We start from the raw sequence: 24,273 nt of genomic DNA on the forward strand, positions 1-24,273 counted from the left end.
AAGGTCCTGATAATCTTTTGATAACAAGGAGGAATTATGAAAAAAATTATTATGCTTATTTTGTTGTTAACTACATTAACAGGATGCTCTTCTGAACAACATGGGTTCAAAAAAGCTGATGACGAATTAAAAAACCATTTTGATATTGCAAAAGTGCCGGCAATTTCGGGGTTGGAGGTAGGATCAATTTTTCTGAATATTGATAAGGGGACACAAGAGGGAATTAGAAATACTGTAGTCATTACGTACACTGACAAAAAGGGGGAAATTGTTAAAGATGTTGATACTGACTCTGATGTTTCAGTACTCTATGGTCCCTATGAGGGAAAGAAAGTCCTAACTTTATCTATAAGCAAAGTTAAAGTTGATTATGGTAATGAGATGCAAACTAAAAACATCGATAACCTTGAATTACTTTATACAAAAGTTCAAGATAATTTATTGATATATACTCGTCATAATGAGCTTTCGTATACTTCAGAGGCTCAGATAACCAATGAGTACACTCAAGAACAATATTTTAAAATGTTTGCACAAGCTGTAAAGAATAATTGATTTTTTTAAAAGGAGCTCTTGGCGTCTTCATCGTCGGGAGCTTTATTTATATTCTGCTCCTTCTTCCCTCCAATCAATACTTTATTCCAAATTGAACAAAACCCATTGACTTCGCCGGATAAACGGCTATACTATATCTTATAGAATTAGTCGGGATTAACCTCGTAGGTTTCGATCTTGACGATATCCGGATGGAGGAAACTTAGATGAACCTGCTCGAGAAAGAGGATTTAATCAAAGTGAAAGCGGAAGAGCTGGAGCATGCGGCTCCAGAGGAGATTATCCGCTGGGCGGTGGAGACCTTTCCGAATATAACCTTTGCCTGCAGCTTCGGGGCGGAGGATGTGGTGCTGGTGGATATGATCCAGAAGGTGAGCCCCTCTACAGATGTGTTCTATCTAGATACGGATTATCATTTCAAGGAAACCTATGAGACTAGAGATATTATGGCTGACAAGTACGGGATGGAGTTCGTCCGGGTGTCTCCGCAGATTACGGTAGAGGAGCAGGCCTTACAGTATGGGGAGGCGTTATGGAATACTGACCCTAACCAGTGCTGCGCGATCCGTAAGGTGGAACCGCTGACCCGTATTCTCTCACAATACGACGCATGGATTACCGGGATTCGCCGGGATCAGGCCCCTACCCGGGCCAATGCGAAGAAGATAGAATATGATAATAAGTTCGGGCTGGTCAAGTTCAATCCGATTGCGAACTGGACTACGGAGGATGTGTGGAATTATATCCGCGAGAACGATGTAGTCTACAACCCGCTGCATGACCGTAATTTCCCGAGTATTGGCTGTGAGCAATGCACCCGGGCTGTTATGCCTGGTGAAGATCCGCGTGCCGGCAGATGGTCCGGTTCGGACAAGACAGAATGCGGTTTGCACAAATAAGATGCTAGCATTACACAGGAGGAGAGAACAGGGATGACTTCAATACTTCCTCACGGAGGAACGCTGATCCGGCGCATAGCAGACGGAGAAGAGAGAGAAGAACTGTTGAAGCAAGCTTCAGCACATCAATCGATTTCCCTTAATACTTGGACTTTATCTGATTTGGATTTAATTGGGGTAGGCGCCTTCTCGCCGCTCACCGGATTTCTTAACGAAGAGGATTATCACTCGGTAGTAAGCAATATGCGGCTGGCTAACGGTACGGTATGGAGTATACCAGTTACACTGGCTGTCGGTGACGAGCTTGCAGCAACTCTTAAGACAGGCGACAGGGTTTCTCTAATCGGTGAAGACGACGGTGTTATCTACGGTTTGCTGGATATTGAGAGTATTTATACGGTCGATCAGCAGGTTGAAGCGCAGAATGTATTCAAAACAACCGACCCCGCGCATCCCGGAGTCAGCAAGCTGCTGTCCCGGCCAGCGACCTATGTAGGCGGACCCATAACGGTACTGAACCGCCCGCAGCCGGAGAAATTTGCTGAATTCTATTTTGACCCCGCCGAGACCCGCCGGATCTTCGCAGATAAGGGCTGGAGAACGGTTGTAGGCTTTCAGACGCGTAACCCGGTACATCGGGCGCATGAGTATATCCAGAAATGCGCTATGGAGGTTGTAGACGCCCTGTTCCTCAATCCCCTGGTAGGTGAGACCAAGTCGGATGATGTTCCGGCCAATGTGCGGATGAAGAGTTATCTGGCCTTACTGGAGAATTATTATCCGGAGGACCGTACCTTCCTGGGCGTCTTCCCGGCAGCAATGCGTTATGCGGGTCCGCGTGAAGCCATCTTCCATGCCATGGTGCGTAAGAATTACGGCTGTACACACTTTATTGTCGGGCGTGATCATGCAGGTGTGGGAGATTACTATGGTACGTACGAAGCGCAGGAAATCTTTGCTAATTTCACCGCAGAGGAGCTTGGGATTACACCGCTATTCTTCGAACACAGCTTCTTTTGTGTGAAATGTGGCAACATGGCCTCCAGCAAAACCTGTCCGCACCCGGCCGACCAGCACTTGACGCTATCGGGTACGAAGGTACGGGCCCTGCTGCGTGACGGACAATGTCCGCCTCCTGAGTTCACCCGCCCTGAGGTGGCGCAAATCCTGATTGAAGGTATGTCACCGGAAGCCGCTGTGAAGTCCTAAACGAATAGGGAGCACAGCCAGTACTATTTGGCCCTCTTGTCCCATATAGATGAGTAGAATCTATCGGGACGAGGGGGTCTTTGTTATGTCTGGAGGGCAGAAGCATAAAGTCTCGGTCTGGATCTCTTGGCGCGGCATCAAAAAAAGTATCCTGGGCGCAGTGCTGCTCACTATAATGATCGGAATCATCGCCTACGACATGCCCACTGCGAGGACGGTCAATTATTGGAGCCTGCCGCTTTCGGGCAAGGTGATTGCCATTGATGCAGGTCACGGGGGACCGGACGGGGGGGCAGTGAGCCGCTCAGGCCTGATTGAGAAGGATATCAATCTCTCCGTGTCGCTGTACTTGCGCGATTATCTGCAGCAGGCTGGGGCAATTGTGGTGATGACCCGTGAAGGGGATTATGATCTGGCTCAGGACAGCACCAAGGGGTACGCCAGGCGCAAGACGGAGGATCTTAAGCAGCGGGTGCGGAGCATTGAAAAGAAGGGGGCCGATCTGTTTGTCAGCGTACATATGAACAGCATTCCTTCCAACCGCTGGAGCGGGGCGCAGACCTTCTATTATCCAAGCAACGAGGGAAATAAGGCCCTGGCCGGGCTGGTACAGGATGAATTGAGAGCTACCCTTGAGAATACGGACCGTGTGGCGAAGACAGCAAGTACTATTTATTTGTTAAAAGTGTTAAAGATGCCATCCGTGCTCGTTGAGGTAGGCTTCCTGTCACATCCTCAGGAGTCCTTGCTCCTAGGGGATGATCTGTACCAGCGGAAGGTGGCAACCAGCATCTACAGGGGCATCCTGCGGTACAGCTCCGAGCAGCCATAGCGGTGTAGGGTGGGACTACTCTTCCCTCCGGGGGTAATGCTATAATGGGTACAAATACCGGGGCTTACCGCCGGATAGGAACAGAGGTGCTTTTCCATGCAGACCAGGGAACAAATTCAGGAACTTTTACAGCCGCTTACAGACCCGGAATCCGGAAAAAGCCTGATCGAACTACAGTTAATCCGCGATATCATGATCAAGGAGGACCGTATTTCGTTATCCATCGTATGTCTGGATTCGGATGAGAAGAAGCGGATGGAGCTGGAGCAGCAGGTGCGTGACCTGCTTACGGAGGGCGGGGGAGAACAGATTCACATCCGCCTGCGTGATGCCACCGATTATGAACGGGCTATGCTTCGCGGAGAAGGCAGCGGAGATGAGCCGGATTCAGATGAAGGGGAGAAGCTCAAAGGACACGCAGCGGGCCTTGAGGAGCATGAGCTGATTAATGAGAACTCAGGGGTGAACTTCATCGCAATCGCCAGCGGCAAGGGCGGGGTGGGGAAATCAACCGTAACCGTTAATCTGGCGGTGGCACTGGCCCGCAAGGGCAAGAGAGTCGGTCTGATCGATGCAGATATTTACGGCTTCAGTATCCCGGACATGATGGGAATTGAAGAAGGGCCGATTGTGGAAGAAGGAACGATTATCCCGGTAGAGCGCTTCGGTGTGAAGGTCATGTCGATGGGCTTCTTCATAAGGGAGAATAGTCCAGTCATCTGGAGAGGACCAATGCTTGGCAAAATGCTGCGCCAGTTCTTCAGTGATGTCGGCTGGGGTGAGCTGGATTACCTGCTGCTGGATTTGCCTCCAGGTACGGGCGATGTGGCTCTTGATGTCCACCAGATGCTGCCGCACAGCAAGGAGATCATTGTCACTACCCCGCATGCTACGGCTGCCTTTGTGGCGGCGAGAGCGGGCTCTATGGCTCTGCAGACCGAGCATGAGATTCTTGGCGTCATTGAGAATATGGCGTACTACGAATGCTCCTCCTGCGGCAAAAAGGATTACATCTTCGGCAGAGGGGGCGGAGCCCGTCTGGCAGAGACACTGCATACAGAGCTGCTGGCTCAGGTGCCGCTGGGTGCTCCGGACAACCATATCTCCGAGCCGGACTTCTCACCGTCAGTATATAAGGCGGATACGGCTACCGGAGTATTGTTCGCAGACATTGCAGACAAGCTGATCGCCAAGTACGAGCAGTAATTACCTTTGGCTCTGCCATGCACATAAACAAATAAGGCCATGTCCCTTCTACGGGGCATGGCCTTATTGCGGTTAAGAGCCCGAACCGGAATCGTCTCCGCCTTCCTGCTTCTGACTGTCACCGCCCTGCTTGTCCTCGCCGCCGCCGCTTTCGCCTTTACCCCCATCCTTTTTCTCAACCTTGGGCTGCAATTCATCCTGAACCACGGATTTGAGAAGCGTAAGTACCTCCATACGGAATAGCGGGTTCTGCATGGCCTCCTGCATAATGGTCATGGACTGCTTGCGGTAATCCGGTGTCTTCGTAAGATCGAGGAACATTTTCGTCATTTCGGGCGACTTCATAATTTCTCCAACCGACTTTTGATAAGTGGGGTCCTTGATCAATTGAAGATGAAGTTCCTTGCTCTCTTTATTAATCGCTTTGGCAAAATCCCCGGCAAATTGCGGGTCGGTCATAATCTTTTCGATTTCCTTCTGATACTCGGGTGCAGTGAGGGTATCCTTAACAGCGATCCGAATCTGTTCCGTCGTCTGCATAGGCATCATCTTCATGCTTAAGCCGCTGGCGGCGCTGCCTCCCTCTGAGCTTGGAGTTGACAAGGCCTCCTCTACAGCCTTTTTCCCTTCATCGCTTTTTAATATATCGACAACCATCGTCTTCATTTCCTTATATCCGCCTTGCCCCGAAGAAGAACTGCTCTGTTCGCCCCCGCAGGCCGTCAAGGTGATCATCAAGCCAAGTGCCAAGCCTCCAGACCAGATAGCCCTCCATTTCATTGGCGCTGCCCTCCTTTATAGAATTACTGCTTGTAGTATGCCGCGCGAGGGAACATTTATGTTGAAGCGGAATGGTTTTTTGACGGTAACCTTGGTAAAATAAATCTGACACGGGGAGGTGAAAGCGCTGAGCTTGAGAAAATGGTTTTATTTGTTCTGGACCACGCTTTTGATCGGTGCGGGCGGGGCTGTTATTGCTGGACTTGCTCTGCAGATAGGGAATGGCGGTATAGAGTTTAAAGGCACTGCCGATCTTCTCCTGTACTCCCTGATTCTTTTGGGCTACGGAGTGCTTGTAAGCGTATACGCCCAGCTCGGATTTTTTGCTTATCTGATCCTCAACTACACGGGCATCGGGGTGTTTCCGCGCAAGGCGTGGCGTTACATACAACTGGTGCTGGCCGTGCTGGCGCTGTTTGAGCTGATGTTTCTGCGCACCTTTGTCGGCGGAGAACAGAGCGCCCGGACGGATTTGACGCTGGGCGTAGCTATTCTGTTCACTGCACTTATTGTATCCTGGCTCAAAATACGCAGCACGAACGCGTCGGCCTGGGTCCCGACCTTTTTCTTCATGACAGCCATCACTATAGTGGAGATTATCGGCGTGCTGCGGATCGGCGTGGATAGCGCCACCGTCTTTATTCTTGTACCGCTGGTCGCCTGTAATGCCTTCCAGATTCTGATGCTGCACCGTGTACTGAAGCCTGCCGCAATCTGACTATAGCACTCATGCTCACAACCCCGCCCTCTGTATACAACCAGGGAGACGGGGTTTTGGCATTGCCTTTAGAGAGCGGTTAGAATGAAGATGAAGAGGTTAATCTTAAAGAACAGAGTGGAGGAGGGAATATATGAACATCAAGCGCTATATGATAAAAGACACAAGTGAAACACGCCTGAAGGACCTCGATCCTGATGAACGTGGAGACTTCAAATCCAAAGAAGAAGCCGAAGCCAAAATGGAGAAGCTGAAGGAACGGCTGGTTAAGCTGCAGGATATCCTTTTTGCGCAGAAAAAGCATTCGCTGCTGGTTATCCTTCAAGGAATGGATTCAAGCGGTAAGGACGGAACCGTCAAACACATCTTCTCCGGCATCAATCCGCAAGGGTTCGTCGTAACCAGCTTCAAGAAGCCCTCGCTGGAGGAGGAAGCGCACGATTTCCTGTGGAGAGTCCATATGAAGACCCCGCCCAAGGGCTATATCGCCGCCTTCAACCGTTCGCACTATGAGGATGTGCTGGTGCCCCGGGTGCATGGCGCTCTTAGCAAGGAGGATGCCAAGCGGCGGTTCCGCTACATCCGCCAGTTCGAGGAGATGCTGGCGGAAGAGGGAACGACGGTCATTAAGCTCTTTCTGCATATCTCCAAGGAGAAGCAGCTGGAGAAGATTAAGGAGCGGCTTGAAGATCCGGCGAAGCACTGGAAATTCGATGCCAGTGATCTGCAGGAACGCGAATACTGGGACGATTATCAAAAGGCATATGAGGATGTTTTTCAGGAGAGCAGTATAGATAAGGCTCCATGGTACTGGATTCCGGCGAATCACCGCTGGTACCGCAACTATCTGGCCCTCAAGATTGTAGTCAAAACGCTGGAGGGGCTTGACCTGAGCTACCCGAAGCTGAATACACCGACGCCTGATATCTCTCAGCTGATCTCACCGCGTCACTGATGCCATGCAGAGGTAAGGGAGTTACATTCCTGCAGCGCCTTCCAGGCCATTATCCAGCAAGGCGGAATCGCGGACTTCCTTGCCGTTTGCACTGCTTTGGCTGATCAGCTCCGAGACGGTTACGAACTCATACCCCTGGCTGCGCAGCTTGTCAATAATCTGGGGCAGGGCTTCATGCGTTTGCTTGCAGGAGTCGCTGGCATGCAGCAGCACAATATCTCCGGGATGGGCTTTGCTCGTTACACGGTTAACAATGTTATCTACACCGATGTTCTTCCAGTCCAGTGAGTCCGTGTCCCATTGAATAACTTTGTAGCCTAGATCGGTCGCAACCTGCAGGACTCTTTTGTCAAAATCACCGTTAGGCATTCTAATCAGGTTAGGCTGCGAACCGGTTAGCTCCGTCAATACTGTATGGGCCGTACTAATCTGCGTGCGAATTTCATCGTTGCTTAACGTACTGTAGTTCACATGCTTGTGACCGTGGCTGCCAATCTCGAACCCGGCGTCTTTGATGCTGGTCACGATTTCGGGATGGGTTTTACTCCAAGGTGAGGACAGGAAGAATGTCGCTTTATCCACCTTTTTGTCTTCCAGCACCTTCAGAATCGGCTCAGGCCGTTTCTCTCCCCAACTGATATCGAAGGTTAAGGCGATCAGCTTCTTTTCCGTCGGCACACTGTAAATGGCAGAAGGGGCAGCTTCAGAGAATACGGTGATATTGCCCCTCTCCACATAGACAACGCCGGCGGTAAGAAGCGCAGCAGCAAAAATGTACAGGAACCGTTTGATCTTTTTGCCGCTAAATACATAAAAAGAATTCATAATGTCAGCGCTCCTCTCCCATGCGAAATGCTTGTTTGTTCTAAATGTATGCTCGTACAGGGCGCTTATGACCTCAGATATGAATCAATCCATACGAATTGCAATCCGGCAGAAATTAAATCAGGAGGTAGGCATGTTATCTTTTAATACATTTATCAAGGATCTAAGGACGATTCGCACCTCGCTCCTAATGGCCACAATTCTATTCATAGCGGGGGGAATCTTGGGCTGGATCGGTACAGGAAGTCTTCAGCAGCTGCTGAATGAGCAATTGAAGGGAATCAGTAAGATTAGCGGGAATCTTAGAGAGTCGTCCAATCCGCAGTGGAGCTTTTTTGTATTCATTTTTCTGAACAATAGTATCAAAAGCGTAGTCATCATTTATCTGGGAGCCCTATTCGGTCTCTTGCCGGCATTCTTCCTGCTCATCAACGGTGCAGTTATCGGCTATCTGATTCATTTGTCTGCGATACAGGGACAGGATCTGTTCACGCTGATTGTAAAAGGACTGCTGCCGCACGGCATCATTGAGATTCCGGCGATCATCATTGCCTGCGCCTTTGGACTGAAGTTCGGCAGTAAGGTGCTCTCTGCACTCTTTGGAGCGATGAAGCGGAGCGGGGGAGAGCCGGTGAGCTGGCAGGCCTTTATGCGGCAGACCTTCACCGCCTCAATCTGGATCGTGATTCTGTTATTTGTTGCAGCAATCATCGAGAGCACAATTACATTTTGGCTTTTATCATAAAATCCTGGGGAATTGTGCATAACAGTAAAGCCGAAACATTTGGATCTGCTGCCAGGTTGAATAAAGAGAGTCCAGTAATGGAATTTTCTTATGATAATGGTTATAGGTTCAATACTCCGGTTAATTTAGTGTAAGCACTTCAATAGAGCTTCCCGCATCAAATGGCTTTTTGAATGAAATGAAACGGCGTTTGATGGTTTAGGATAACTATGAATTTCATGAAGGAGGCCAAGCATATGCTCGGAATGTTATTCAATGAGAAGGAATGCAAGGAGCTGGACTATGTGTTGCGCAAAGAGCTGGATGAGATGCTTCTGGATATGAGTGACCAGCGTTTAGATCAGAACATTAGGCATGCAATTGCCAATCGATATAAAACAGTTTTCCGTATGTATGCACGATTTGCTCCACAGAAAGAGCTGTCTAAGTACGCGTGGGGCGGACGTTCTTCTCAGTTCAAACACTAGGTTTGGAGTGGGATGTTAACCGGAATAAATAAAATGAATGAAATAGCTTGACGAAAAGGGAGCCGACATGATACATTATATCTCGCGCTCCTTTTGAATGTTTATAGAGAAGACGCAGGCAAGAAATAATGAAAAATAACTTTTTCAAAAAAAAGCTTGCCAAACAACGAAACACTATGATATATTATGAAGGTCGCCGCTGAGATGCGGTGAAGAGCTAAAATGAGACATTGATCTTTGAAAACTGAACAACGAGTGAGTGGGAAATCACCTCGGTGAGATCCAAAATTAGAGAATGTAAATTCTCGTCAGATGTTTCAAAATGAGCAATCGCTCTTTCTAAATACCAATTTGGAGAGTTTGATCCTGGCTCAGGACGAACGCTGGCGGCGTGCCTAATACATGCAAGTCGAGCGGAGTTTGAGAGGAAGCTTGCTTCCTTTCAAACTTAGCGGCGGACGGGTGAGTAACACGTAGGCAACCTGCCCTCAAGCCTGGGATAACTACCGGAAACGGTAGCTAATACCGGATAATTTCTTTCTTCTCCTGAGGAGAGAATGAAAGGCGGAGCAATCTGCTGCTTGGGGATGGGCCTGCGGCGCATTAGCTAGTTGGTGGGGTAACGGCCCACCAAGGCGACGATGCGTAGCCGACCTGAGAGGGTGAACGGCCACACTGGGACTGAGACACGGCCCAGACTCCTACGGGAGGCAGCAGTAGGGAATCTTCCGCAATGGGCGCAAGCCTGACGGAGCAACGCCGCGTGAGTGATGAAGGTTTTCGGATCGTAAAGCTCTGTTGCCAGGGAAGAACGTCCGGTAGAGTAACTGCTGCCGGAGTGACGGTACCTGAGAAGAAAGCCCCGGCTAACTACGTGCCAGCAGCCGCGGTAATACGTAGGGGGCAAGCGTTGTCCGGAATTATTGGGCGTAAAGCGCGCGCAGGCGGTTATTTAAGTCTGGTGTTTAAACCTTGGGCTCAACCTGAGGTCGCACTGGAAACTGGGTGACTTGAGTACAGAAGAGGAAAGTGGAATTCCACGTGTAGCGGTGAAATGCGTAGATATGTGGAGGAACACCAGTGGCGAAGGCGACTTTCTGGGCTGTAACTGACGCTGAGGCGCGAAAGCGTGGGGAGCAAACAGGATTAGATACCCTGGTAGTCCACGCCGTAAACGATGAGTGCTAGGTGTTAGGGGTTTCGATACCCTTGGTGCCGAAGTTAACACAGTAAGCACTCCGCCTGGGGAGTACGGTCGCAAGACTGAAACTCAAAGGAATTGACGGGGACCCGCACAAGCAGTGGAGTATGTGGTTTAATTCGAAGCAACGCGAAGAACCTTACCAGGTCTTGACATCCAACTAACGAAGCAGAGATGCATCAGGTGCCCTTCGGGGAAAGTTGAGACAGGTGGTGCATGGTTGTCGTCAGCTCGTGTCGTGAGATGTTGGGTTAAGTCCCGCAACGAGCGCAACCCTTGACTTTAGTTGCCAGCAGGTTGAGCTGGGCACTCTAGAGTGACTGCCGGTGACAAACCGGAGGAAGGTGGGGATGACGTCAAATCATCATGCCCCTTATGACCTGGGCTACACACGTACTACAATGGCCGGTACAACGGGAAGCGAAGCCGCGAGGTGGAGCCAATCCCAGCAAAGCCGGTCTCAGTTCGGATTGCAGGCTGCAACTCGCCTGCATGAAGTCGGAATTGCTAGTAATCGCGGATCAGCATGCCGCGGTGAATACGTTCCCGGGTCTTGTACACACCGCCCGTCACACCACGAGAGTTTACAACACCCGAAGTCGGTGGGGTAACCCGCAAGGGAGCCAGCCGCCGAAGGTGGGGTAGATGATTGGGGTGAAGTCGTAACAAGGTAGCCGTATCGGAAGGTGCGGCTGGATCACCTCCTTTCTATGGAGAATCGTTTCCTGCAACGGAAACATTCAAATCGGAAGCTCAGCTTCCACAATAGAACCTTCGGGTTCGGACACTCACTCGTGTTCAGTTTTGAAAGAGCAAGTCTCTTTCGTATGCGTTTGGTGGCGATAGCGGAGGGGTTCCACACGTACCCATCCCGAACACGACCGTTAAGCCCTCCAGCGCCGATGGTACTTGGACCGAAGGGTCCTGGGAGAGTAGGACGCCGCCAAGCGAACAATCAATTCATTGATTGCTTCACTACTGTAAGTTTTGTTATATGGGCTTTTAGCTCAGTTGGTTAGAGCGCACCTCTGATAAGGGTGAGGTCGGTGGTTCGAGTCCACCAAGGCCCACCATATAACAATTTGGAATTGAATAGCAAGTACCGGGGTCCCCGAAAAGTAATCGGAATTAACCTCGAAGCTGCACCTCACTTTTTGGGGTATTATATGGGGCCATAGCTCAGCTGGGAGAGCGCCTGCCTTGCAAGCAGGAGGTCAGCGGTTCGATCCCGCTTGGCTCCACCAAAACTTCTTTACAAAAGTATATGCACATTGTCTGTTATTCCGAACATCACAGTCGTGAATGTTTCATAATAACAGCATCTTGATCCTTGAAAACTGGATACCGAAACGAATTTGCGTTTTAGAACATCTTTTAGCTGAAACTTGTGGAAGCAAGTTGAAATAGTTATTAGTTGCTACCGTGATTTTCCTAACGGAAAACACATTGGTTAAGCTACTAAGAGCACACGGAGGATGCCTAGGCGCCAGGAGCCGACGAAGGACGTGGCGAACAACGAAACTGCCTCGGGGAGCTGTAAGCAAGCTTTGATCCGGGGGTGTCCGAATGGGGAAACCCAGCTGTGGTAATTCGCAGTTACTCGTATCTGAATACATAGGATACGCAGAGGCAGACCAGGGGAACTGAAACATCTAAGTACCCTGAGGAAGAGAAAACAATAGTGATTCCGTCAGTAGCGGCGAGCGAACGCGGAACAGCCTAAACCAAGGGGCTTGCCCCTTGGGGTTGTGGGACGTCTCACATGGAGTTACAAAGGAATACGGTAGGCGAAGAGGTCTGGAAAGGCCCGCGATAGAGGTAAAAGCCCTGTAGCCGAAATGGTATTCTCTCCGAGACGGATCCCGAGTAGTGCGGGGCACGTGAAACCCCGTATGAATCCAGCAGGACCATCTGCTAAGGCTAAATACTACCTGGCGACCGATAGTGAAACAGTACCGTGAGGGAAAGGTGAAAAGCACCCCGGAAGGGGAGTGAAATAGAACCTGAAACCGTGTGCTTACAAAAAGTCAGAGTCCTCTTTATGGATGATGGCGTGCCTTTTGTAGAATGAACCGGCGAGTTACGTTTAACATGCAAGGTTAAGGTGAGAAGCCGGAGCCGCAGCGAAAGCGAGTCTGAATAGGGCGACTGAGTATGTGGACGTAGACCCGAAACCGTGTGATCTACCCCTGTCCAGGGTGAAGGTGCGGTAACACGCACTGGAGGCCCGAACCCACGCATGTTGAAAAATGCGGGGATGAGGTGGGGGTAGCGGAGAAATTCCAATCGAACTCGGAGATAGCTGGTTCTCCCCGAAATAGCTTTAGGGCTAGCCTCGGTGAATGGAGTGGTGGAGGTAGAGCACTGATTGGGTGCGGGGCCCGCAAGGGTTACCAAGCTCAGTCAAACTCCGAATGCCATTTACTTCTTGCCGGGAGTCAGACAGTGAGTGCTAAGATCCATTGTCAAAAGGGAAACAGCCCAGACCATCAGCTAAGGTCCCCAAGTGTGTGTTAAGTGGGAAAGGATGTGGAGTTGCACAGACAACCAGGATGTTGGCTTAGAAGCAGCCACCATTGAAAGAGTGCGTAATAGCTCACTGGTCGAGTGACTCTGCGCCGAAAATGTAACGGGGCTAAACACACCACCGAAGCTATGGCTAGATGCTTTGTATCTGGGGTAGGGGAGCGTTGTGTAGGGGTTGAAGGTGTACCGTAAGGAGCGCTGGACACTACACAAGTGAGAATGCCGGTATGAGTAACGAAAAGATCAGTGAGAATCTGATCCGCCGAAAGCCCAAGGTTTCCTGAGGAAGGCTCGTCCGCTCAGGGTAAGTCGGGACCTAAGGCGAGGCCGACAGGCGTAGTCGAAGGACAACAGTTTGAAATTACTGTACCACCGTAATCCGCTATGAGCGATGGGGTGACGCAGGAGGGTAGTGACGCGGACTGATGGATGTCCGTCTAAGCAGTGAGGCTGGTGTGTAGGCAAATCCGCACACCGTAAGGCTGGGCTGTGATGGGGAGCGAAAATTACAGTAGCGAAGGTCATGATCTCACACTGCCAAGAAAAGCCTCTAGTCAGGAGAAGGTGCCCGTACCGCAAACCGACACAGGTAGGCGAGAAGAGAATTCTAAGGCGCGCGGAAGAACTCTCGTTAAGGAACTCGGCAAAATGACCCCGTAACTTCGGGAGAAGGGGTGCCTCGGTAGGGTGAATAGCCCGAGGGGGCCGCAGTGAAAAGGCCCAAGCGACTGTTTAGCAAAAACACAGGTCTGTGCGAAGCCGTAAGGCGAAGTATACGGGCTGACGCCTGCCCGGTGCTGGAAGGTTAAGGGGAGCGGTTAGGAGCAATCCGAAGCTGTGAACCGAAGCCCCAGTAAACGGCGGCCGTAACTATAACGGTCCTAAGGTAGCGAAATTCCTTGTCAGGTAAATTCTGACCCGCACGAATGGCGTAACGACTTGGGCGCTGTCTCAACGAGAGATCCGGTGAAATTTTAATACCTGTGAAGATGCAGGTTACCCGCGACAAGACGGAAAGACCCCATGGAGCTTTACTGCAGCTTGATATTGAATTTGGGTACGATCTGTACAGGATAGGTGGGAGCCGTTGAAGCAGGAGCGCAAGCTTCTGTGGAGGCGCCGTTGGGATACCACCCTGATCGTATCTAGGTTCTAACCTGGTACCCTAAGCGGGTACGGGGACCGTGTCAGGCGGGCAGTTTGACTGGGGCGGTCGCCTCCTAAAGAGTAACGGAGGCGTTCAAAGGTTCCCTCAGAATGGTTGGAAATCATTCGCAGAGTGCAAAGGCATAAGGGAGCTTGACTGCGAGACCTACAAGTCGAGCAGGGACGAAAGTCGGACTTAGTGATCCGGTGGTACCGCATGGAAGGGCCATCGCTCAACGGATAAAAGCTACCCTGGGGATAACAGGCTTATCTCCCCCAAGAGTCCACATCGACGGGGAGGTTTGGCACCTCGATGTCGGCTCATCGCATCCTGGGGCTGAAGTAGGTCCCAAGGGTTGGGCTGTTCGCCCATTAAAGCGGTACGCGAGCTGGGTTCAGAACGTCGTGAGACAGTTCGGTCCCTATCTGTCGTGGGCGCAGGAAATTTGAGAGGAGCTGTCCTTAGTACGAGAGGACCGGGATGGACGTACCGCTGGTGCATCAGTTGTTCCGCCAGGAGCATGGCTGAGTAGCTACGTACGGACGGGATAAGCGCTGAAAGCATCTAAGCGTGAAGCCCCCCTCAAGATGAGATTTCCCAGTATGTAAGACCCCTTGAAGACGACGAGGTAGATAGGTTGGAGGTGGAAGTGCAGCAATGCATGGAGCTGACCAATACTAATCGGTCGAGGGCTTATCCAAAAAACTACCCCAAAAAGTGAAGATGACGCTGACGAAGCGGATTCCGAGTACTTTCCGGGGGCCCCGTAAGAAGGGCGAGCGCAGATTCGTTTCGGATTCAGTTTTCAGGAATCAAATTCCTGAAGCATTTACGTTGTAAATGCCCGTTTGGTGGCGATAGCGGAGGGGTTCCACACGTACCCATCCCGAACACGACCGTTAAGCCCTCCAGCGCCGATGGTACTTGGACCGAAGGGTCCTGGGAGAGTAGGACGTTGCCAAGCGGACAATATTCCCTGATAGCTCAGTTGGTAGAGCACTCGACTGTTAATCGAGTTGTCACAGGTTCGAGTCCTGTTCGGGGAGCCATGCTCTCATAGCTCAGCAGGTAGAGTGCTTCCATGGTAAGGAAGAGGTCACCGGTTCGAATCCGGTTGAGAGCTCCACAAATTTACTAAGGCCCGTTGGTCAAGGGGTTAAGACACCTCCCTTTCACGGAGGTAACATGGGTTCGAATCCCATACGGGTCACCATTTTTTATCAGTACCCTTATTAGTCACCATACATATGGAGGCTTAGCTCAGCTGGGAGAGCATCTGCCTTACAAGCAGAGGGTCGGGGGTTCGAACCCCTCAGCCTCCACCATAATGTTCTTGATATTTGAGGGAGATTGTGGGCATTATATAGGTATCTATTGTAGGGGATTCGCCAAGTGGTAAGGCAACGGACTCTGACTCCGTCATCATAGGTTCGAATCCTATATCCCCTGCCAAATATGAGCCATTAGCTCAGTTGGTAGAGCACCTGACTTTTAATCAGGGTGTCGAAGGTTCGAGTCCTTCATGGCTCACTTTTATTGATTTATGCGCGTGTGGCGGAATGGCAGACGCACCAGACTTAGGATCTGGCGTCGTAAGACGTGGGGGTTCAAGTCCCTTCACGCGCACCACTTATTTGCGGACGTGGCTCAGCGGTAGAGCATCGCCTTGCCAAGGCGAGGGTCGCGGGTTCGATTCCCGTCGTCCGCTCCAAATTTTTTTGCGCCCTTAGCTCAGCTGGATAGAGCGTTTGACTACGAATCAAAAGGTCGGGAGTTCGAATCTCTCAGGGCGCGCCATATATTGCTTCCTTGAATTATCTAAGTGTCCGTCAGATTCGAACGAGTTCGTTGGAGCATATGCTTCGATAGGATTACTTCGCAATCGGATGCGTAGCATCCGTATCTCTCAGGGCGCGCCATTACTACTTCATTAATTATTAACGGGATGTAGCTCAGCTTGGTAGAGCACCTGGTTTGGGACCAGGGGGTCGCATGTTCAAATCGTGTCATCCCGATATTTCATTTCACCTGTGCGGGTGTAGTTCAATGGTAGAACTTCAGCCTTCCAAGCTGATAGCGTGGGTTCGATTCCCATCACCCGCTCCATAATAATCTAATAGTTTCGGGATGTAGCTCAGCTTGGTAGAGCACCTGGTTTGGGACCAGGGGGTCGCATGTTCAAATCGTGTCATCCCGATCGAACAGCTTATGGCTGGCAATGAACTCTTACTGCGGTAAGAGTTTTTTGTTATGTCATTAAAGGAACGTATGTTCCTTTAATCGTCTAAAAAAAAGACAACCTCAGCCGGGATGCCGATCCTTGCATAATAGCTCTGTAGGGATTCATCCTGCTCAATGGCAGTACCGACCGATAGCAGCTTAACCGCAAATAAGTTAGCCTGCCGCTCCAGCTTGCCTGGCGAGAAGTAAGAATTCTCCTCCAGAAAGAAACGGTTGATCCCTTTGTGCAGACGGTCATGTGCGAGTTCATGGGCGCATACGAACCGTTGCCACTCCAGCGGTAGCTGATTATGAATGACGATGAACCTTCTTCTTAACTTACGGTAATAGAGGCCCTTGGTGCCGTCACCCAGATGCATGAACCGGATGTGAATCCCGAGTGCTTCAGCCAGTTCGAAGGGGCTGCTGGTATTGTATTTTTTGACCAAACGCTTGATTAGCTCATCCATATTCTTCACCCGCAGCATGTTAATAGTAGTTGGATTGCCTGGTATTTACTCTTTGCCTGGATGGGGCTTGGGCTTGGTCCGCTTATTCATCTGCTTCGCCTCCCAGAACAAGCCGGTTAATACGTCCTTGATCCGCTGTTTGTCTTCCTTGTTCAGGGGAATCCCGTCAAACATCAGCTCACCGTCATCCTCCAGCATTTGGCGGAAGTCCCGCTTATCCTTGCTGGTCGCCCAGGCAGGCACAGCCCCCTCTGTAGTGCTCTCAGTCTCGGTTAAATAACCGGCATGGGCCATCAGCTCCTCATAAGACACATCGGTTGCTTCAGCAATCTTGCGCAGGGTAGCCGGCTTGGGGACACCCCGTAATCCATTCTCAATCCGTGAGATTTGGGCTCCACTGATACCGGCAAGCGCTGCCAGCTGATTAATGGTCAGTCCCTTTCCTTCCCGAAGCTGTCTCAGATAGTATCCGAATTCCTCTGCCATCGATAACCACTCCTTATCCCTAATTACCTAAAAAGCTGTTGTACTTACTATAAGCTATTTATGCCAATAGGTAAACAATAAAGAGTCTATTATTGCCAAAAGGTAAGATTAGGCATGCATATAGCTTGTTTATGCTCCAAAACGGGCTAAAATGAGGTTTTACTGAATTGGGAGTTAAGTGGTATATTATCAAAAAAAGCGAACACTATACGAACAAGTAGAATTTTAACACATTTGGCTGGAAAGGTCCGCAACAAAGTTCTTAAATCTGTATAACATCTAAGGAGTGGTATAAATGATGATGATTCTATCTTCGCTGCCTGAGCTTGACCGCCGCCGGACTCAGGTCACTATAGAGAATATGCTGGAGAAGTACCGGATTTTCAAATCTGTAACGTTCGAGGCTAAGGAGGCTGGGATTACTTATTCCTACACAGAACGCTTCCATGGCGCGACCCATACGGTTACCGATCAGACAGCAGCAATTGCCACGCATAATGTAGATGTGCCTGCTGCAAGACGGGCATACTGTGCGCTAATCGATTCAGTTGTAGAGCGGCTTACCCAGAGGGAACAGCAGCTGGTACGGGAGAGATACATGCGCAGAGAGGAGAGCTATGACTACACGATCTACAATCATGTGTTCGATCCTCCGGTGAGCAAGGATACTTATGTGAAAATCAGGTCGAAGGCGTTCTATAAAATGGCGCTGGCGCTCGCTGATCTGCAGCTGCTGTCTCTGGCTACGCTCACGAAGACTCCGGCCGTAGGGAACCTGCCTAAGGGATAGAAATCCTTTGTACACAAAATGCAGCTTCCATATGTAATCAACATTGCCGTATTGCCCACCGGGGTAATGCGGCTTTTTTGCATGAGCTTATATGTTCTGGCGGACCCCCGCATATTGAATCCTTCCATTGAAGCAGGCCGTGCAGGAGAGACGGGGCTAAGGTGGGGAGCACCATTTACCATCCCTTTTACCACCGGAAGTTATCGTTAACTCATCTGTAATAGCGCCTGCGTAAGGTCTCAGGGGGGCTATGATTATAACATGGCAAATGAAGCAGAAGGACACCGCAGGAGCATGAATGCTCCACATCCTCGAAGCCTAAGACAGGCTGACAGACCAGCGCGGTGAAAGCTCCTTCGGTCATTGCCGGGTACAAGACGGGTCCCATTCTTCCTGAATCGAATCCGCGGGTGACTTCAAGAAAGGCAGGAGGGATTACCACATCTATTCATGAGAGGAATGAAATCATGACAGTAGAGCAACTACGGGGAAATATTACTGCTGCGCTGGTGCAGTTTTTCCCGGATATTCCTGTCTATGTGGAAGGGGATAAGCCGCAGTCAGCCTACTTCAGGCTGGAGCTGCTCTCGGCAACCTACGACAGGCAGCGAGAAGGCAGATACATGGCAGTCTACCGCTTCGGTATCCGCTATGAGCAAGGAAGTTTGCTGGACGCAGAGGCTATGGCTGACGGGCTCTGTGAGGCACTGGACGCAAGAGAAAGTGTGAATCCCGCTTATCGGGTGGTGCGCCAGTCCTGGGTGGCCGGAGCAGAGGGACGGGGGGCGCTGTTCACCGTGGACTATATGCTCTATCTGCAGAAGCAGAAGCTGCCGGAGGAAGAAGCAGAGCTGATGGGACACTTCACAGAAGGGGCGCGGCTGAAATGAGTTCTAAGGAAATGACAGTAAGTGAGCAGGGACGCAGGAGCGGGGGAGCGGATGCTTTTGGAAAGAAGCAGCTGATGAAGTCGGCTCTGTTTGCACCGCGGGAAAAGGATGTACTTGAGGTAGTTCTGCAAGAGGACGGAAGCTATACCTTGGAAGAGGCTAAGCATCTAATGGAGCTGTATCTAAATAAGGAGGTTATCTAATGGCTGGAGGAACATGGACAACACAAAACAAGGTGCGTCCGGGGGTATACGTAAATGTGGCCTCGAACGGCATTGTGGCAGGTAAAATGGGGGAACGCGGTACGGCTGCTTTGGCGCTTGCGCTGCCTTGGGGGCCTGCGGGTGTCATTCTGAAGCTTACGGCTCAGGATGATTTCCAGCAAAAGCTGGGCTACGGTCTGACGGCTGCGGAGCTGTTGCCGGTGAGAGAGGTGCTGAAGCGGGCGGGCACACTGCTGCTCTACCGTCTAAATCAGGGTGTGAAGGCTGCGGTGACCAATAACGGAGTTCAGGCGACTGCGCTATATGGCGGGGAACGCGGGAATGCGCTTAAGGTAGTGATTGAGAAAAATATCGATGACGCTACTAAGTTCGATGTCCGGACGTTGCTTGATGGTAGTGAGGTGGACAAGCAAACGGTAAGTGCTGCTGCCGGTCTGGCTGCGAACGCTTATGTGGAATTTAAGCCGAATGATTCCGGTGCGCTGACAGTGAGTGCTGGACTGCCGCTGGCAGGAGGGGCAAATGGTACGGTCACGAATGCGGAGCATAGTGCGTTCTTGTCGGCACTGGAGGTTCAGGATTTCCAGACGGTAGGTCTGGTATCGCAGGATAACACGCTGAAGTCGCTGTATAGCGCCTATGTGAAGCGTCTGCGTAACACGGAAGGCAAGAAGGTGCAGGCGGTCTTGTCCGATTACGCTACGGCTGATCATGAAGGCATCATCAGCGTGGCGAACGGCGTTATTCTGAGTGATGGAACGGTAGTGGATAAAGCGCATGCCGTAGCTTGGGTTGCGGGTGCAACAGCCGCTGCTGCTGTGAACGAATCCCTGACTTATCAGGCCTATGACGATGCTGTAGACGCGGATGTGCGTTTCAGCCATTCCGAGACTGTAGAAGCACTTACAGACGGAGAGCTGCTGTTCACCTATAGCGGAGGCCGTGCAGTAGTGGAGCAGGACATTAACACGTTCACTTCCTTCTCCACAGACAAAGGCAAGGCCTTCTCCAAGAACCGCGTGCTGCGTGTGCTGGATGGGATCGCTGGAGATTTGAAGCGGATTTTTGAGAGCTACTTCATTGGCAAATTGCCGAATAATGAGGACGGGCGCGCGCTCTTCTGGTCGCAGTGCGTCACTTATATGAATGATCTGCAGAACCTCGGGGCGATTGAGAACTTCAATGCGCAAAGCGACATTGTAGTGACTCCTGGGGCGGACAGCGACAGTGTAGTGCTGGAGGTAGCCGTGAAGCCGGTAGATTCCGTAGAAAAAGTATATATGAAAGTGAAGGTGGTCTAAGATGACATTCTTGAGAGCCAGCGATACGCTGTCCGGCCAGGAGGGCCGGGCGTATGCCACGATTAACGGACAGACGGAAGAGATGTTCTATGTCAAAACCCTGGAAGCCACTGTTGAGAAGCAGAAGGCGGAAGTGAAGACGCTGGGACGCCGCGGGGTGCAGCATAAGGCGACCGGCTGGTCGGGCAGCGGTACGATGACAATTTTCTATATGACGAGCCGTTTCCGCCAGATGATGCTGGAGTACATGAAGACAGGGATTGACCAATACTTCAGCATTATCGTGACCAATGAAGATCCTTCCTCAACTGTGGGCGCCCAGCGCATCATGCTGAAGGATGTCAATCTCGACAGCGTCATTATGGCTTCGCTGGATACGGAGTCAGATGCGCTGGAGGAAGAGGTTGCTTTTACCTTCGAGGATGTGGAACTGGTGCAGCCCTTCGCGGCACCGGCGAATTCCGGCCAATAAAGCATAAGCGGGCTATCCGCATGCTGTAAAAGAATAGATGACTGAATAGGCTCCGGGGCTCCCGCATGAAGCCATTGCCGCTGAGCGGCGGTATGCTGCGGCGGGCCTCTTCGCTGCCCTAATATAATAATAATCCGGGAGGTACGACATGAGTGAATTAAGTTTGTTTTTTGCGCAAAATGCGGCTTGTGATACAACAGAGGAATTCGCGGTCTCGCTGCGGTTCAAGGACAAGGATGGTAACCCTGCCGTCTGGAAGCTGCGCAGTATGAATGAGGAAGAGAACCAGGAATGCCGTAAGGCAGCTACCCGCAAGGTCAAAGGAAAGAACGGCACCTACACTACGGACATCGATCCCAATGAATATATGGCGAAGCTGATGACGGCAAGCATTGTGCACCCGGATCTGAAGAACACTGAGCTTCAACGCTCCTACGGGGTGATGGGTGCCGAATCGCTGCTGCGCAAAATGCTGCTGCCCGGAGAATTCGCTGCGCTTGGGGAACGGGTACAGGCCCTGAACGGCTTCGCCACTGATATGAACGAGCTGGTGGATGAAGTAAAAAACTAATTAACGAGGGCGATGGTGAGGCTAATCTGGCCTACTACGCCCTCCATGAGCTGCATATTCTCCCGCATGAGCTGATGAAGCTCTCCGTCCGCGAACGCGCGGCGATCTATGCCATGATCTCCGTACGCGTGGACAAGGAGAAGCGGGAGCGCGCGCGGAGCAAGGGGAAGAAGCGATGAAGGGGGTGAAAGAATGGAAATTACAAGTACAGCGCTGGTTCCCGTAACTGCACTAACCGTCTGGCAAAATGTAAACTCACAGTGGGACAGGCTGAACCAGAATTTTAACCGGGCCAGCCACTCGCTTAGTGGTCTGCAGCAGATCCTGGAGCGGGTGTATGAAGAGAAGAACAAGTCTTTCATGGAAGGGTTCATGCAGTCTCAGGATACGGCCAGACGATTGTCGGAGGAAGGTGATTCGTCACGATTCCGCCACTCTGCTGGAGGGGCGGATGATAACGGTCCAGATGACGGCGAGGTCCGTGATGCCAAAAACGGGTTCATGGGTAAAGTCCAAAAAATAATGAAGGCTCTGGATGTCAGCGGATTTGAGTTAATCACCTACGTGGGTGAAAAAGCAGTAGGGTATATTTTGGACAAGAAGAAGGAAAAGGCGGAAGACAAGGAAAAAGAAAAGGCTGAGAAGGAGAAAAAGGCAGCGGAGCCCGGATTTCTCTCTAAAGCAAAGGACTCCTTAGGAGCACTGGACCTTGGGAGCGTATTTGATAAGGTCAAAGAACTGGGCACCAAGGCAGTAGTAGCCAATGCTTCTGACGAAGATAAGGCGAAATGGGGCAAGCTGCAGGGCAACATGGATAACGCAGTTGAAATGATGGGGCAAAAAGCGATCGTTGCGCTGCGTCCGATTCTGGATACCTTGAACAATGCGTTTCAGTCTGAAGGAATGACTACGGCGCTAAATCTGATCGCGAACGGCTTTTTGGTCATTGCTACGGTGATTAGCGAAGTGGTGGACGGTATCATGTATATGTTCACAGCCTTTCAGGAGAACTGGGATGTTGTAGGGCCGATCCTTGCAGCCATTGCCATTGTCTTCATAGCTGCGATGATTGTGCAGTTGTATAGTCTTGCTGCTGCGTGGCTTGTAGGCATGTGGCCGATCCTTTTAATTGTTGCTGCTGTAGCCCTGCTTATTTATATTTTGCAGCAAGCGGGGGTATCCGTAGACGCGGTAGTGGCTTTTATCGGGGGAGCGTTTGGCTGGCTGAGGGCAACGATAGAGAATTTTGTGATCGGTCTGTACAATAACTTTGTTTCCTTTGCAGACTTCTTCCGTAACTTGTTTGTTGATCCGACGTATGCGGTGCAAAAGCTGTTTTATGACCTGGCTACGAACTTCCTTGGCTTCATGTATCAAATGGCATTAGGCGTTGAAAGCTTTGCAGGCGGGTTCGTCAAAGCCATAGCCGAGGGTATAAACTTCGTGCTTAGAGGAGTTCAAATGCTGGCAGGGTGGTTAAGCAAAGTTCCGGGCTTTGAATTCTTGGCCGATTTCAAGCCTAACTTCCTGGATCCGGAGAACCCGCATGTCTTCAGTGATATGATCAAGAATGTTCAAGGGACGCTGGTAGAACCTAAATCGACTAAGGATGTATACAATACTCCGAAGAAGGAATTCGTAGATACCTCCAAGAGTGTGGTGGAATATGCTGGGAAAACAAAAAATCTCCTTAATAAATTTGATACCAAGCTGGAGCCGGTCAAGCCCAAGGATGCTCCTTCTTCAAATCCTGCCCAGGCCGCTGCCACAAACATGAACAACGTCAACAAGGTAGGCGAGGTAGGCAAGATCAATGAAAAGGTCGATATCTCCAGCGATGATCTGGATATGCTGCGGGAGCTGGCGGAGATTCAGTCGATTCAGAATTTTGTCGAGTTGACGCCAACGGTTCAGGTAACAACAGGAAATATTAATAATTCCGGCGATATCGACTCCATCATCACGAAGATCGGGCAAAAGCTGAAAGAGGAGTTCGTCTCTACGGCGCAGGGGGTGTACACGTAACATGGAGGAGTATGGATTCTATCTTAGCTTCAATAATTATGAAGAGGTGATCCGGCTTCCGGTGAATCCTGAGACGCTGGAGATCAAGGAGAACAGCGATGGCAAAAGCTATACGATTGTGGATTTTGGTGAAATTAATGCGATTGCTTATCCGAAGCTGACGGAGATTACGATTGAGAGTATGTTCCCGGCACAGTATTATCCGTTCGTGGTGTATTCCGGCGAGAATGCCGGCAAGCTGCTGAAGCCCTATGAGTATGTAGAGCTGATCCGCAAATGGATGCTCAGCCGCAGGCCGGTCCGGTTTGTTTTCTCAGGACTGAAATCGGCGAACGTGCAGAATACGCAGACTCCAGATTGGCTGAAGCAGGCCAGGTCCCAGGCGCAGCAGACTTTTACCGGGGATATTGGCATTAATATGGCGGTCAGTATTGAGAACTTCTCCTGGAAGCTGAGTGCGGGGTCCTCGGGGGATATCGATTATACACTTGGGCTCAAAAAGTATGTGTTCTATCAGGCTCTGGCTGTGAAGATGGGCAGCACCGGTGAAATGAAGAAGCGGCAAAAACGGGCAAGCGAGAAGACAGCACCTGCTACCTACACGCTCAAAGCCGGGGATACGCTCTGGTCGGTGGCCCAAAAGCTGCTCGGTGACGGCAGTAAATACAAAACGCTGCAAAAGCTTAACAATATCTCGGACAGCGAATTGAAGAAGCTCAAAATTGGCCGAGTGATCAAGCTGTCTTAGGAGGCCGTGGC

Annotated in this window: 21 protein-coding genes, 14 tRNA genes and 4 rRNA genes; 35 read left to right on the plus strand and 4 right to left on the minus strand. The window is 50.8% G+C overall.

The window, feature by feature from the left end:
- Positions 1-36: 36 nt before the first annotated feature.
- From MKX63_RS08125 to MKX63_RS08145, 5 genes are all read left to right on the plus strand, one after another.
- A complete protein-coding gene (locus MKX63_RS08125) occupies positions 37-555 on the plus strand; it encodes a lipoprotein (protein WP_341016404.1) in 519 nt (172 codons plus the stop codon).
- A 206-nt stretch (positions 556-761) separates the two neighbouring features.
- On the plus strand, positions 762-1,454 hold the full coding sequence (locus tag MKX63_RS08130; RefSeq protein WP_340937748.1) for a phosphoadenylyl-sulfate reductase: 693 nt from the start codon (positions 762-764) through the stop codon (positions 1,452-1,454).
- 33 nt (positions 1,455-1,487) lie between these two features.
- Positions 1,488-2,663 (plus strand): sulfate adenylyltransferase, encoded by a 1,176-nt coding sequence (sat, locus tag MKX63_RS08135; protein ID WP_341016406.1) that lies wholly within the window; start codon positions 1,488-1,490, stop codon positions 2,661-2,663.
- A gap of 85 nt (positions 2,664-2,748) precedes the next feature.
- Positions 2,749-3,495 carry an N-acetylmuramoyl-L-alanine amidase CwlD gene (gene cwlD / locus MKX63_RS08140; protein ID WP_341016407.1) on the plus strand — a complete coding sequence of 249 codons (747 nt, stop codon included), beginning with the start codon at positions 2,749-2,751 and terminating at the stop codon, positions 3,493-3,495.
- A 96-nt stretch (positions 3,496-3,591) separates the two neighbouring features.
- Entirely contained in the window at positions 3,592-4,701 is a 1,110-nt protein-coding gene (locus tag MKX63_RS08145; protein ID WP_341016408.1) for an Mrp/NBP35 family ATP-binding protein, read from the plus strand.
- Positions 4,702-4,773: 72 nt separating this feature from the next.
- Here the strand turns inward: MKX63_RS08145 and gerD are convergent, their stop codons facing one another.
- Positions 4,774-5,481 carry a spore germination lipoprotein GerD gene (gerD, locus tag MKX63_RS08150; RefSeq protein ID WP_341016409.1) on the minus strand — a complete coding sequence of 236 codons (708 nt, stop codon included), beginning with the start codon at positions 5,479-5,481 and terminating at the stop codon, positions 4,774-4,776.
- A 127-nt stretch (positions 5,482-5,608) separates the two neighbouring features.
- Here gerD and MKX63_RS08155 point away from each other — a divergent pair, with 127 nt between their 5' ends.
- Both MKX63_RS08155 and MKX63_RS08160 read left to right on the plus strand, forming a co-directional pair.
- Positions 5,609-6,199, plus strand: coding sequence for a KinB-signaling pathway activation protein (locus MKX63_RS08155; protein WP_341018566.1), 591 nt, complete (start codon positions 5,609-5,611; stop codon positions 6,197-6,199).
- Positions 6,200-6,332: 133 nt separating this feature from the next.
- Positions 6,333-7,154 (plus strand): PPK2 family polyphosphate kinase, encoded by an 822-nt coding sequence (locus tag MKX63_RS08160; RefSeq protein ID WP_341016410.1) that lies wholly within the window; start codon positions 6,333-6,335, stop codon positions 7,152-7,154.
- A gap of 21 nt (positions 7,155-7,175) precedes the next feature.
- Here MKX63_RS08160 and pdaB read toward each other — a convergent pair whose 3' ends face one another.
- Entirely contained in the window at positions 7,176-7,979 is an 804-nt protein-coding gene (gene pdaB, locus MKX63_RS08165) for a polysaccharide deacetylase family sporulation protein PdaB (protein WP_341016412.1), read from the minus strand.
- Positions 7,980-8,112: 133 nt separating this feature from the next.
- Here pdaB and MKX63_RS08170 point away from each other — a divergent pair, with 133 nt between their 5' ends.
- From MKX63_RS08170 to MKX63_RS08265, 20 genes are all read left to right on the plus strand, one after another.
- Complete coding sequence (locus MKX63_RS08170) at positions 8,113-8,724, plus strand: stage II sporulation protein M (RefSeq protein ID WP_341016414.1); 612 nt, start codon at positions 8,113-8,115, stop codon at positions 8,722-8,724.
- A 236-nt stretch (positions 8,725-8,960) separates the two neighbouring features.
- Positions 8,961-9,191: a hypothetical protein gene (locus MKX63_RS08175; protein WP_036692450.1), complete on the plus strand. Its 231-nt coding sequence runs from the start codon at positions 8,961-8,963 to the stop codon at positions 9,189-9,191.
- Between the two features lie 348 nt (positions 9,192-9,539).
- A 16S ribosomal RNA gene (locus MKX63_RS08180) occupies positions 9,540-11,100 on the plus strand.
- 124 nt (positions 11,101-11,224) lie between these two features.
- Positions 11,225-11,341, plus strand: a 5S ribosomal RNA gene (gene rrf / locus MKX63_RS08185).
- A 47-nt stretch (positions 11,342-11,388) separates the two neighbouring features.
- Positions 11,389-11,465 (plus strand) — tRNA-Ile (locus MKX63_RS08190).
- Positions 11,466-11,560: 95 nt separating this feature from the next.
- A tRNA-Ala gene (locus MKX63_RS08195) sits at positions 11,561-11,636 on the plus strand.
- A gap of 204 nt (positions 11,637-11,840) precedes the next feature.
- Positions 11,841-14,766, plus strand: a 23S ribosomal RNA gene (locus tag MKX63_RS08200).
- A 146-nt stretch (positions 14,767-14,912) separates the two neighbouring features.
- Positions 14,913-15,029, plus strand: a 5S ribosomal RNA gene (gene rrf / locus MKX63_RS08205).
- The 16S, 23S and 5S rRNA genes sit together here with 14 tRNA genes alongside, the layout of an rRNA operon.
- Positions 15,030-15,038: 9 nt before the next feature.
- Positions 15,039-15,114, plus strand: a tRNA-Asn gene (locus tag MKX63_RS08210).
- A gap of 1 nt (position 15,115) precedes the next feature.
- Positions 15,116-15,191 (plus strand) — tRNA-Thr (locus MKX63_RS08215).
- 12 nt (positions 15,192-15,203) lie between these two features.
- A tRNA-Glu gene (locus tag MKX63_RS08220) sits at positions 15,204-15,278 on the plus strand.
- 36 nt (positions 15,279-15,314) lie between these two features.
- A tRNA-Val gene (locus MKX63_RS08225) sits at positions 15,315-15,390 on the plus strand.
- A 53-nt stretch (positions 15,391-15,443) separates the two neighbouring features.
- Positions 15,444-15,517, plus strand: a tRNA-Gln gene (locus MKX63_RS08230).
- Between the two features lie 5 nt (positions 15,518-15,522).
- Positions 15,523-15,595, plus strand: a tRNA-Lys gene (locus MKX63_RS08235).
- A gap of 15 nt (positions 15,596-15,610) precedes the next feature.
- Positions 15,611-15,694: transfer RNA gene (locus MKX63_RS08240), tRNA-Leu, on the plus strand.
- Positions 15,695-15,701: 7 nt separating this feature from the next.
- Positions 15,702-15,776: transfer RNA gene (locus MKX63_RS08245), tRNA-Gly, on the plus strand.
- Between the two features lie 9 nt (positions 15,777-15,785).
- Positions 15,786-15,862 (plus strand) — tRNA-Arg (locus tag MKX63_RS08250).
- 144 nt (positions 15,863-16,006) lie between these two features.
- Positions 16,007-16,080 (plus strand) — tRNA-Pro (locus tag MKX63_RS08255).
- Between the two features lie 17 nt (positions 16,081-16,097).
- A tRNA-Gly gene (locus MKX63_RS08260) sits at positions 16,098-16,171 on the plus strand.
- A 17-nt stretch (positions 16,172-16,188) separates the two neighbouring features.
- Positions 16,189-16,262 (plus strand) — tRNA-Pro (locus tag MKX63_RS08265).
- A gap of 79 nt (positions 16,263-16,341) precedes the next feature.
- Here MKX63_RS08265 and MKX63_RS08270 read toward each other — a convergent pair.
- Entirely contained in the window at positions 16,342-16,755 is a 414-nt protein-coding gene (locus MKX63_RS08270) for an ImmA/IrrE family metallo-endopeptidase (RefSeq protein WP_341016416.1), read from the minus strand.
- A gap of 45 nt (positions 16,756-16,800) precedes the next feature.
- Complete coding sequence (locus MKX63_RS08275; protein ID WP_341016418.1) at positions 16,801-17,241, minus strand: helix-turn-helix domain-containing protein; 441 nt, start codon at positions 17,239-17,241, stop codon at positions 16,801-16,803.
- A 301-nt stretch (positions 17,242-17,542) separates the two neighbouring features.
- Here MKX63_RS08275 and MKX63_RS08280 point away from each other — a divergent pair, with 301 nt between their 5' ends.
- The 8 genes from MKX63_RS08280 to MKX63_RS08315 all read left to right on the plus strand — a co-directional run bounded on the left by MKX63_RS08280 (position 17,543) and on the right by MKX63_RS08315 (position 24,262).
- Positions 17,543-18,031, plus strand: coding sequence for an ArpU family phage packaging/lysis transcriptional regulator (locus tag MKX63_RS08280; RefSeq protein WP_445323518.1), 489 nt, complete (start codon positions 17,543-17,545; stop codon positions 18,029-18,031).
- 467 nt (positions 18,032-18,498) lie between these two features.
- Positions 18,499-18,921: a phage tail terminator family protein gene (locus tag MKX63_RS08285; protein ID WP_341016420.1), complete on the plus strand. Its 423-nt coding sequence runs from the start codon at positions 18,499-18,501 to the stop codon at positions 18,919-18,921.
- Positions 18,918-19,124, plus strand: coding sequence for a hypothetical protein (locus MKX63_RS08290; RefSeq protein WP_341016421.1), 207 nt, complete (start codon positions 18,918-18,920; stop codon positions 19,122-19,124). The genes MKX63_RS08285 and MKX63_RS08290 overlap by 4 nt, the downstream gene beginning before the upstream one ends.
- Positions 19,124-20,446, plus strand: coding sequence for a phage tail sheath family protein (locus MKX63_RS08295; protein ID WP_341016422.1), 1,323 nt, complete (start codon positions 19,124-19,126; stop codon positions 20,444-20,446). Before MKX63_RS08290 ends, MKX63_RS08295 begins: the two co-directional genes overlap by 1 nt.
- A 1-nt stretch (position 20,447) precedes the next feature.
- Positions 20,448-20,918, plus strand: a complete 471-nt coding sequence (locus tag MKX63_RS08300) for a phage tail tube protein (RefSeq protein ID WP_340937760.1) — start codon at positions 20,448-20,450, stop codon at positions 20,916-20,918.
- A 148-nt stretch (positions 20,919-21,066) separates the two neighbouring features.
- Entirely contained in the window at positions 21,067-21,489 is a 423-nt protein-coding gene (locus MKX63_RS08305; protein ID WP_341016423.1) for a phage tail assembly chaperone, read from the plus strand.
- A 192-nt stretch (positions 21,490-21,681) separates the two neighbouring features.
- Positions 21,682-23,514 carry a hypothetical protein gene (locus tag MKX63_RS08310; protein ID WP_341016424.1) on the plus strand — a complete coding sequence of 611 codons (1,833 nt, stop codon included), beginning with the start codon at positions 21,682-21,684 and terminating at the stop codon, positions 23,512-23,514.
- A gap of 1 nt (position 23,515) precedes the next feature.
- The gene (locus tag MKX63_RS08315) at positions 23,516-24,262 is read left to right on the plus strand and encodes a LysM peptidoglycan-binding domain-containing protein (RefSeq protein WP_341016426.1); all 747 of its coding nucleotides are present in this window, start codon (positions 23,516-23,518) and stop codon (positions 24,260-24,262) included.
- Positions 24,263-24,273: the final 11 nt, after the last annotated feature.

The organism is Paenibacillus sp. FSL R7-0179 (assembly GCF_038002265.1).
Classification (GTDB): Bacteria; Bacillota; Bacilli; order Paenibacillales; family Paenibacillaceae; genus Paenibacillus_AQ.